1 protein-coding gene and 1 pseudogene are annotated in these 1,212 nt (G+C 66.3%); both read right to left on the bottom strand.

Annotated elements, in window-relative coordinates; translation table 11 throughout:
* Positions 1-398, bottom strand: a pseudogene (locus DD1DGNOD_RS05265) (thiamine biosynthesis protein ThiF); the annotation flags it as partial.
* A gap of 333 nt (positions 399-731) precedes the next feature.
* A complete protein-coding gene (locus DD1DGNOD_RS26550; RefSeq protein ID WP_165034771.1) occupies positions 732-893 on the bottom strand; it encodes a DUF5679 domain-containing protein in 162 nt (53 codons plus the stop codon).
* Positions 894-1,212 lie beyond the last annotated feature (319 nt).

A 1,212-nucleotide genomic window follows, 5' to 3' on the forward strand; every position in this document is an offset into this window, starting at 1 on the left:
GCGCCGATCCGGCCCGCTCCGCGGACCTGGATCCGTGCCCGGCGGCGGGCCTGCATCGCGCGTCGGGCGTGTGTCGGATCGGTCGAACCCAGGGACATCGCCGCCAGATCCGGCTGGAGGCGCTCCTGGTCCAGCAAGGATGGTGGTGACCGGTCGGTCGGACCGGCGTCCGCCAGCATGCCCGTCCTCTCCAGCAGAAGAACGAGTTCCGCCCGGGTGGCGTCCAGCGAACTCAGTACCTGCTCGCGGGAGCGGGTGCCGTCCAGCAGGTCGAGCACGGACGCGTCTCGTGCCGTCAGCCCACCGAGGACGATCGCCCGTGCCGGGTCGACGCCGATCTGCAGGGTGGACCCGTCACGCCAGAGCCGGCGTAGACCGGGCTTGAGGATGGGGCGCATCGCGTCCTCCCCGACAGAAGGTGACCGGATCGTGATCAAATGGTCTCACGCCGTTTCCCATTATGGACATATGTCCATTTTCTGTGGATATACCACTGGTGTCGGGGAGGAGCTGACGGTAGCTGTGGATAACTTCCGGCCGGACTGGATCCTGTGCGGGCATCCGCCGGTCGGTCCGTGACGTTGCTTCGCGACGTCACGCCGACCCTGCCCGCCGGCCGAGCCGATACACCATCGTCCGGTATCGGTTCGGCCGGCGGCCCTGCCGCCAGGTGTGAGCCGGCCAAAGAGCGCGCGATAATGGTTTGTCGCGCGCTCGGTGGCCCTGGAGATCTATGAGGATGAAGCCTTGCCGAGGATTCTGTTGATCGTGGTTCCGCAGACCGGGCAGGTGCCGCGCGCCATCCGGCGTCCGGAGTCGCTCACCCGCACCTCACCCTGGTAGTGCCGTTTCTCCTTGCACTTGACGCAGTAGCCCTCGAACGTCTCTGCCACTCGTTCTCCCTCTTGCCGGCGCTCGCTGATGGACCGCGGGTTCGCAACGAAGAAGGCCGGCCCGAACGGCCGACCCGGAGCCATCCTCCTCAAGTCAAGGATCTTGTTTTGTGTCGCCCCCCGGAAGATGCCGTGGCTGATTTTCCGTTGTCCCGCAGTGGTTCTGTCTTCGGTGCCAGGTCCTACGGCTGTGGTGGGCCGTGGTGGAAGCGATGCGGGCGTGGTCATGTTCGCAGCGCCGGGAGCTGTAAGCCTCTACCCTCGGGAGGGTCGCCGACGGGGGGCGAAAAACATGATCGCGCTGCCTTTGGCTCTGGTA

The organism is Candidatus Protofrankia californiensis, assembly GCF_900634765.1.
GTDB classification, from domain to species: Bacteria; Actinomycetota; Actinomycetes; order Frankiales; family Frankiaceae; genus Protofrankia; species Protofrankia californiensis.